8 protein-coding genes are annotated in these 8344 nt (G+C 47.3%); 5 read left to right on the top strand and 3 right to left on the bottom strand.

What is annotated here, in order from left to right; all coding sequences use genetic code 11:
* Nucleotides 1-60: 60 nt before the first annotated feature.
* Both FP815_03525 and rsfS read right to left on the bottom strand, forming a co-directional pair.
* Entirely contained in the window at nucleotides 61-1047 is a 987-nt protein-coding gene (locus FP815_03525) for a 2,3-bisphosphoglycerate-independent phosphoglycerate mutase (protein ID MBA3014006.1), read from the bottom strand.
* Nucleotides 1044-1448, bottom strand: coding sequence for a ribosome silencing factor (rsfS, locus tag FP815_03520; protein ID MBA3014005.1), 405 nt, complete (start codon nucleotides 1446-1448; stop codon nucleotides 1044-1046). The genes FP815_03525 and rsfS overlap by 4 nt, the downstream gene beginning before the upstream one ends.
* 501 nt (nucleotides 1449-1949) lie before the next feature.
* On the opposite strand from rsfS, the gene secD reads away from it, so the two are divergent.
* The 4 genes from secD (at nucleotide 1950) to FP815_03500 (ending at nucleotide 6987) form a co-directional block, all read left to right on the top strand.
* Entirely contained in the window at nucleotides 1950-4529 is a 2580-nt protein-coding gene (gene secD / locus FP815_03515; protein ID MBA3014004.1) for a protein translocase subunit SecD, read from the top strand.
* Between the two features lie 3 nt (nucleotides 4530-4532).
* Nucleotides 4533-5228, top strand: coding sequence for a YkgJ family cysteine cluster protein (locus FP815_03510; GenBank protein MBA3014003.1), 696 nt, complete (start codon nucleotides 4533-4535; stop codon nucleotides 5226-5228).
* Nucleotides 5210-5941, top strand: a complete 732-nt coding sequence (locus FP815_03505) for a preprotein translocase subunit TatC (protein MBA3014002.1) — start codon at nucleotides 5210-5212, stop codon at nucleotides 5939-5941. Before FP815_03510 ends, FP815_03505 begins: the two co-directional genes overlap by 19 nt.
* Nucleotides 5942-6123: 182 nt before the next feature.
* Complete coding sequence (locus FP815_03500) at nucleotides 6124-6987, top strand: hypothetical protein (GenBank protein ID MBA3014001.1); 864 nt, start codon at nucleotides 6124-6126, stop codon at nucleotides 6985-6987.
* 29 nt (nucleotides 6988-7016) lie between these two features.
* Here the strand turns inward: FP815_03500 and FP815_03495 are convergent, their stop codons facing one another.
* Entirely contained in the window at nucleotides 7017-7721 is a 705-nt protein-coding gene (locus tag FP815_03495; GenBank protein ID MBA3014000.1) for a PAS domain S-box protein, read from the bottom strand.
* 386 nt (nucleotides 7722-8107) lie between these two features.
* Here FP815_03495 and FP815_03490 point away from each other — a divergent pair, with 386 nt between their 5' ends.
* Entirely contained in the window at nucleotides 8108-8329 is a 222-nt protein-coding gene (locus tag FP815_03490; GenBank protein MBA3013999.1) for a 4Fe-4S dicluster domain-containing protein, read from the top strand.
* Nucleotides 8330-8344 lie beyond the last annotated feature (15 nt).

Here is an 8344-nt window from a genome sequence, read left to right as displayed (position 1 = left end):
GCTGGCCCTCTGTTACAAAGGTAACTGCCGAGACTACACCCACAAAGAAAACCGCCATAATCAACAAGGTAAAGGGTTGAATCTATTGCATCTTAAGCGATGAAAACAACTGATACCCCGCTGCCGGAGCACGGGAAGTGCAAAATCCTTTTCATATCTGGTGCAGGTAACAAAACTGGCCAGATGCGGCCTAGTGGTTATTGGAAATTTATTGAAATCGTGATCCGTAAAGGCATGAGTCATCTGTCGTGCCCGGTCAGCACGAAAATTTATAAAAATCACACTATCTCCGTCTCCAATTGTACCGACGGGTTTTTTGTCGTTGCCAACAATGACAATGGGCTTGATGAATTCATCGTTTTCGTCACGGGCATAGGCCCCAGCAACAGCTGTTATAGGGTCCCTGCAGTGGCAGCCCTGTCCGTCAACCAGCGCGGACCAGGCCAACTCTACCCGGTCCCAACGATTGTCACGATCCATGGCATAATAGCGGCCAATGATCGTGGCGATCCGTCCGACCCCAATCTTGTCCAGGTGGTGTTGCAACTCTTTCAGGTAACCATGACCGCTCTGAGGTGGCGTATCACGCCCATCCATGAAAGCATGGATGCAGACCCGAGTCAGACCGATATTAGCGGCAATTTGGACCAGGGCGTAGAGATGGTTGAGGTGGCTGTGCACCCCTCCATCTGAGATAAGGCCCATAAGGTGCAGGGTCTTATCATCGGCTCGAGTCTGGGCCAGCACTTGATTTAACACTTTATTATCAGTCAATGCCCCGGTCTCGATGGCCCGGTTGATCCGCGTGAAATCCTGATAAACAACTCTGCCTGCCCCAAGATTTAAATGGCCCACCTCGGAGTTGCCCATCTGGCCCTCTGGCAGTCCAACCGCCCCATTATGAGCCAAAAGAGTTGTTGAAGGATAGTGGTTGGTCCAATAATCCATGTTAGGAGTCTTGGCCATATGAACTGCATTGGTCGATGTCTTTTCGCCAACCCCCCATCCATCTAAAACAATCAGCATCACCGGAGTCGCTTTGGTCATAGATTTTTTCCCTCTGTGCTGGTGGCAAGGCTTGTCAGGTCAACGCGAGGTGCATCGTGCCATAATCCCTCAAGGTCATAAACCTGCCTTGCTTCGTGGTAAAAGATATGGACGATAACATCGCCAAAATCAAGAAGAACCCACTGTCCTTCTTCAAGTCCTTCTGCCTTGGCGTTGGTCAGTCTTTTACGACTCATCTGCTGTTCAAGCGCTGTGGCCAGTCCTTGAACATGTCGGGTCGAACGACCTTCCATAATCAAGAAATAATCGGTAAACCCGGAAATTTTTTGCACATCAAGCACAACTATATTTTCGCCCTTTTTATCAAGGGCGACATTGTAGAGCATGGTGGCAAGTTCAAGGGGGCTTTTTTCAACAAAAGCCGGTTTCCTTTTTTTCATGATAAAAGTACATCCTCCATAATCGAATCCATCGCGATTAAAATCATTGTATTCATCAAATACTTCTCATTGTTTAGTCATGAATCATCGTATGATGCATGATGTATGTGTGTGATCAGCCACTGTCAGGATTTCTCACCGTCAACTGTCAACCGTAAACCGATAAACCTGAGCAGTTATCAAAAAACACATATATATAATCTATTCGCTCTGACATTGAAAGGCATATGAACCAAGTTAAGGGGAAATACCCCAGCCAAATATCGACTGGCCGAATCACTCGTAAATTTATATGATAACCTTACTCAACTCTCTACGGATGTCTTTATCATAAAATTCAAGGATGACCGCTTCTCAGTTTGACATCTGCCCCCTGTAAGGTATAATCCTCGCCGACTTGACTCTCATTTTAAAGGTATTGTCCCCAAAGCGAGTATTGGTAAGCATTTTCACATGTCGACACTCCTGCCGACCTGGTAATTATTGATTAAGGAAAAATTCATGAATAAGTCCTTGCGTTGGAAAATTATCCTACTTTCCCTCATCAGCATCCTGTCAGTGGTCAGCATTGTGCCGTCACTAACCAACAATGTACCGTCATGGTGGAAGAAATATCTGGCCCCTGCAGGGATAAAGCTCGGTCTTGACCTCCAGGGCGGTATGCATCTGGTCCTCAAGGTTGATCTGAAAAAGGCCGTTGAAAATTCTTTGGACTTTGCAGCTCAGGATCTTAAGGACGCCTTGCTCGAAAAACAGATATCGGTAGTCAGAACCAAAGCGCCTCAAGCAGATAAAGTGGTCTTCACTCTCCCCAACAAGAGCGCCATGTCTGGCATCAAGGAGTTAATCAAGGGTGAAAGCTTCGCCAACCTGGATATCGAAATCCACGAAGAAGAAGGCTCCTTCCCACGGATGATCCTCTCGCTCAAAGAGGATCGTGTTGACTTCATACGCAAGAACGCGGTGAATCAATCTCTCGAAATCATTCGTAATCGAATAGATCAGTTCGGTGTCGCAGAGCCGGTGATTATCCGCCAAGGTGACGATGAAATAGTGGTCCAGCTTCCCGGAGTCAAGGATGCCGACCGGGCATTAACCCTGATCGGCCAGACTGCACAGCTTGAGTTTAAAATGGTAGTTGAAAACAACGGTGGCCTTGACCTCAATAGCCTCATCAACCAGGCCGTCTCCTCCGGCAAGTGGCAGAAAGGACAGAGTACAAAACAGCTGAATATGGCTCTGAGCCGCGATTTGCCCCAGGACACCCAGATCTACTTTGACACCTTCAAAGACCCTCAGACTAATATTGAAACCGAGACTCCAATCCTGATCTACAACCAAGTCATGATGAGCGGAGACATGGTAGCCGACGCCCAGGTCCGAGTCGGTGGGACCTTTAATGAACCCTACGTCACCCTGGATCTTACTGGCCATGGCGGCAAGATCTTCGGTCAGGTTACCGAAAAAAACGTCAATAAACGTTTTGCTATCATCCTTGATGGCAATGTCAAATCAGCCCCGGTAATCCGCGAAAAAATCCTGGGAGGCAGCGCGCAGATCTCAGGAAATTTCACCTACGAAGAAGCTACCGACCTGGCCATTGTCCTCCGGATTGGCGCCCTGCCCGCTCCAGTTGAGATTATCAAGAACCTGACAGTCGGCGCTTCCCTTGGTCGTGACTCTATCGAAAAAGGGTTGTCGTCCGGTATCCTGGGTACGGTCCTGGTTATTGTCTTCATGCTGATCTATTACCGGGGGTCAGGCGCTATTGCCTGTCTGGCCATGGTGCTTAACGTTATCTTGATTTTCGTAGGCCTTGCCTTTATGTCCGCCACCCTCACCCTGCCCGGTATTGCCGGTATCATCTTGTCTATCGGTATGGCGGTGGACTCAAACGTCCTGATCTTTGAACGAATGCGTGAGGAGTTTTCCATCGGCAAATCGACCAGGTCCGGTATTCAGGCAGGATACGACAAGGCCTTTTGGACTATTGTCGACTCTCATGTCACCACCCTGATTACCGCCCTGGCCCTGTTCCTCTTCGGTACCGGCCCAATCAAGGGCTTTGCGGTAACGCTCTCCTTCGGTGTTATCTTTAACCTCTTCTCCACCCTTTTCGGCTCAAAACTGGTCTATGATTATATCACCAGTACCCGGAAATTAAAGCCGATGCATTTCCTGCAGTTCTTCAAACAACCAAACCTTGATTACATGAAGGTCAAAAACATCACCTTCACCATCTCCATCGCGCTGTCGCTGTTGGGACTGTTCGCCTTTGTCCAGATCCTCCGGGGCGAGGCCAATCTGGGCATTGATTTTTCCGGTGGATCCATGATTCAGTATCGTGCTGAAAATTCATTCACGCTCGATGCTGCCCGTTCAGCGATCAAAAAACATGACTTAGGTGATGTTGAGCTTCAGCAGGTTCTCAGTGAAAACCAACTGATCGTCAAAATGAAAAAATCGACAGAAAAGGTCGATAACATGACCGACAAGATTACCTCCGCCCTGAATACGGAACTCCCTGATACCCACTTTACAGTCGAGAGCACGTATGAGATCGGCTCTTCAGTCAGTGAGGCGCTACGCAATAAAGCTGTACAGGCCATTATCATCTCCATGTTCTGTGTTATTGCCTATCTGGGACTGCGCTTCAACCTCCGTTTCGGTGTTGCAGCGGCGATTGCCACCTTCCATGACGTGGTTATCGTTTTAGGTATCTGCTATGTCCTCAATATTGAACTAACTCTGCTGGTGGTCACGGCCTTGCTGACCCTGGCCGGCTACTCGCTTAACGACACGGTTATCATCTTTGATCGAATTCGGGAAAATATCCACCGTCACGGGAAAGACTCCAAGCTCCCTAAGATCATCAACATGAGTGTGAACGAGGTCCTCTCTCGGACCATTGTCGTCACGCTGACCACCTCGCTGACTGTCCTTGCCCTTTACCTTCTGGGTGGAGTTGTAATCCACGATTTCTCCTTTGTCCTGATTATTGGCTTTATCACCGGCACCTATTCGTCCGTGTACATCGCCAGCCCCTTGCTGTGTGTGTGGAACAAAGAAGAGACTGCCTGATCCATGCCCCTGCTGCCAGACCATGTTCAGCCTCTGGATGCCGATGGATCGTTCCGTTTCCACTGTCATCCAGGGGTTCCCTGCTTTACCGAATGCTGTCGAGAGCTTGAACTTGGCCTGACTCCTTACGATGTTCTTCGGCTGAAACAAGCCCTTGATCTCAATTCCCGTCAGTTCTTTGAACACTATGGGATTATTGAATTCAATCAAGACGACCTGTATCCTAAAGTCTACCTGGGGATGATTGATGACGGCCGGGCAAGCTGCCCTTTTGTTGGCCCTGCAGGGTGTCGAGTCTATCCGCATCGACCTGCAGCCTGCAGGACATATCCCGTTGGCAGGGGGACACTTCTTACCCCTGAAGGTGGCCGGCAGGAACAATTTGTGATGATGAGGGAACCGCACTGCCAAGGTTTTGCTGAAGATCAAAGTCAAACCATCAGTCAATGGCTTAACGACCAGGAGATTGCAGAGTACAATCGCTTCACAGACCTGATGCTTACCTTGCTGCCTCGCAATGAGGATCACACCTTCCGACGGCTGCTGGAAGATGAAGCAGCACTCTTCGTCAACACCTTGTATTATCTTGAAGAGTTTCGCACTCGACAGGATATGCTCTCCTCCATTCCTCATGAAGAGCCAGTGCTCCTCACTTACGCCATCGCTTGGCTCAAACACCAATGGCACCCGAACCAGTAACGGACGCTGACGGTAAGACCTCGCCCTATCCAAAACTAATCGCGATCATCAAGGGACTAAGAAAAACTGCTCTAAGCGTGTTGTTGCTCCTCAGTGCGACTTCTCTTATTTATTATTGGTTTTCGCCACAGCTGTTTACCCTTATCCAAAACCATCTCCACCAAAAGTTGGTCTTCTTCACTGTGGCAGAGCCATTTCTGGCTCACATCAAGTTAGCTTTAACAGCGGCAATATTGACCTTATTGCCCGTGATAGTGACTTGTCTGTGGCGGGCTCTAGCCAAACCTTTCGCATTAAATTGGCTCTCGCAACTCCTCTTTATTACATTCACCAGCATTTTGTTCTATCTTGGTGCCCTGTTCTGTTATATCATCACCTTAAAATACGGCATCGAATTCCTGCTTGGGTTCAGTTCAGATCAATTGCAACCAGTCATCTCAATTGGTAAATTCGTCAATTTTGTAACCGTCTTTGTGTTGGGCTTTGGCCTGATCTTCGAATTGCCCATTGCGATGGTCTTTTTTGCCAAGACCGGACTCATCCCCCGTCAGGTCTTTGAAAAAAATCGCCGGTATGCCCTCCTTGCCATCAGCATCGTCGCTTCCATCCTCACTCCAACTCCAGATATTTTCAACCTCCTGTTGATGGGAGGTCCGCTCTACGCCTTATACGAAGCCGGAATCATTGTCCTGCGGGTAATGCGAATTCCTTGACCACAGAGCATGAGTGGATGTTCAATCGCACGAGATGAATGATCATACCCTCAAGGCCTTTTGACTAGACTATTTTTTCCTTTCATAACCCTCAAGTTCAATGTCGCACTTGATCCATTAAAGTTATACCTCCGGTTAACCGATACAGGAGATTATATCCCTATGTCTCAGGAGACCATGCCATGAAGCCTTCGATTGCCTTACTCCCTTCCTCCTCTTTGCAACAACCCTCTGTTATAAATCGACAGCAGACAAATCTAAGCGAGAGCTATCAAGCACAATCCAAGGGTGTTTCCATTGCCCTGACCACACGGGAAGGCGACATAATCACAATCAGTCAGCGCTCGGCAACCAGTAAGTATCGCAAAGAATCAGCAACTGCAGACTCATCTGGTCTTATTGAGCAAAACCTGAGACTTAACAGCATGGAGATATCGGTCCAAGGGGACTTGAATCAGCAGGAATTAGACGACCTGTCGAGACTTCTTGACGATCTTGGCAGTATTGCCAACGACTTTTTCACTGGCCATATGGGTGAGGCGATAACAGGGACCATGAATATCGGCGACATGGGCAGCATTTCACGACTGGAAGCGACTTTCACTCGAACCAGTATCCTGTCAAATTATCTGCAAGGTCCCCACCCTTTGCCCACATGGAATCAAGATTTTAACACTGACCGGGCTCTCACTTCTATCAACAAGAAACAGGCAAACAATGTAACACCAACAGATGAACCAAGGGGAATTGATATCATGTCTGCGCAATGGCGACAATTTCTGGACGCCATCATACCCAGACACTCAAGCCCCTCAATTCAGAAAGATCTATCGTCAGTCTCCCCGGACATGGTAGCCAAGCATCTGCTTGAGCGAGCCAAGGATACCATGACAACTCATCCTCGACTTACTCCCCTGTTGCCATCTGTTGTCGACTTAGCTCTAGGTCAAGCAGCAGATAAGCGCCATCCTCACGAAGCAGCAACAGTATTGGCCAAAGCAACCATTACCGCATTCAATTCGTTATTTTCAGATTGGATTTTGTAGGATCATCCATCAAGACCTGATCGGATCAGTTACTCCTCATTTTTATTCATCCGGTCAATTTCAACCAGTTTGTTCCGATCTGTGCCATAAAGTTCTGGAAATTTTTCAACGGCACAGTCCGGGCAGATACCATGACTGAAATCAGCATCCGAGTGAGCCATAATATAGGACTCGATACGTTTCCAATACCCGCGATCATCGCGAATATTTTTACATGATGAGCAGATAGGCAGTAAGCCGCTTAAAGTTTTAACGCGGGCCAACGCCTCTTTGAGTTCAATAATCAAGCGCTCCCGTTCTTCTTGCACCAATTTACGATCAGATATATCTCGAAAAATACCTAAAGTAATAGTAGGCTGCCCATCAACGAACTTGCAGTTGACCTTGCCACTCACATGAATCTTTTTACCGTTCCTGGCCCGAAAGACAGTCTCAATCTCTTGCAGTTTTCGGCCGGAGAGCAGTTCATTAAAGAGACTCCGACAATGGCTATGTTCACCGGGATCGATAATGTCAAAGAGGTTGAGGTTGTCGATCTCTTCCTTGGTATACCCCAAGACCTGCCGCCAGGCCTTATTGACAAAAGCAAAAGAGCCATCCAACCTCACCGACTGCAGTAGATCCCTGGCTTGTTCGACCATCTCCTGATACAGGGTGCACCTTCTCTGTTCGCGATGCAGTTTTTCTTCAAGCACGGCAATCCGTTTATTCAAATATTCACTGGAGTCACTCATGATTTAGGCTCATTATTTTTTTTGAGTTGTCTGGGAGAATGAAATAGATTGTTAAATGTAATTTAAGGGTATCGATTTGCGGTGGACAGGTGAAGGGGGATCTTAAAAAAATGGCAGATTACTCCCTGAGATCATGCCTCATTGCGTGATACATGACCGATCACTATTTTGACAATGAGTAAATCTGTAACTGATCATTGTCAACTTCATTTTTTACCATATTTATAACCCCATTGCTCACTCTTGTTATTGTTACCTGAACCGCAAAAACCCAAGAATGATTTGCTCCTTGGTGTAATATTACGTATTCTAACAGCTTGGCAGGTCAGAAATTATATCGTGATCTTTAGAGTTGATTACTCACAATCAACGAGTGCGAGGTTCATATGGTCAAGCATAAGCTCAGTAAAATCATAATTAATCGGGAATGGTGCAAGGGATGTGGAATTTGTGTTCATTTTTGCCCCACAAAGGTCCTGGAGTTAGATGTGGAGAATAGATCATCTGCGATTCGTCCCGAGGATTGCATCTGTTGCCTGATGTGTGAGCTTCGCTGCCCAGATCTTGCCATTGAAGTGTCGACAGTAGAGGATAAAAATAATGAATAACAACGTTCGATTTTT

It is taken from the genome of Desulfobulbaceae bacterium (assembly GCA_013792005.1).
Classification (GTDB): domain Bacteria; phylum Desulfobacterota; class Desulfobulbia; order Desulfobulbales; family VMSU01; genus VMSU01.
Note: the sequence above shows the minus strand (reverse complement) of the source record. Positions and strands in the feature narration are given on the sequence as shown.

Bases quoted from the DNA above. Each gene is read 5' to 3' on its own strand.
- FP815_03525 (MBA3014006.1), bottom strand. From the start codon at position 1,047: ATGACCAAAGCGACTCCGGTGATGCTGATTGTTTTAGATGGATGGGGG.
- rsfS (MBA3014005.1), bottom strand. From the start codon at position 1,448: ATGAAAAAAAGGAAACCGGCTTTTGTTGAAAAAAGCCCCCTTGAACTT.
- secD (MBA3014004.1), top strand. From the start codon at position 1,950: ATGAATAAGTCCTTGCGTTGGAAAATTATCCTACTTTCCCTCATCAGC.
- FP815_03510 (MBA3014003.1), top strand. From the start codon at position 4,533: ATGCCCCTGCTGCCAGACCATGTTCAGCCTCTGGATGCCGATGGATCG.
- FP815_03505 (MBA3014002.1), top strand. From the start codon at position 5,210: ATGGCACCCGAACCAGTAACGGACGCTGACGGTAAGACCTCGCCCTAT.
- FP815_03500 (MBA3014001.1), top strand. From the start codon at position 6,124: ATGAAGCCTTCGATTGCCTTACTCCCTTCCTCCTCTTTGCAACAACCC.
- FP815_03495 (MBA3014000.1), bottom strand. From the start codon at position 7,721: ATGAGTGACTCCAGTGAATATTTGAATAAACGGATTGCCGTGCTTGAA.
- FP815_03490 (MBA3013999.1), top strand. From the start codon at position 8,108: ATGGTCAAGCATAAGCTCAGTAAAATCATAATTAATCGGGAATGGTGC.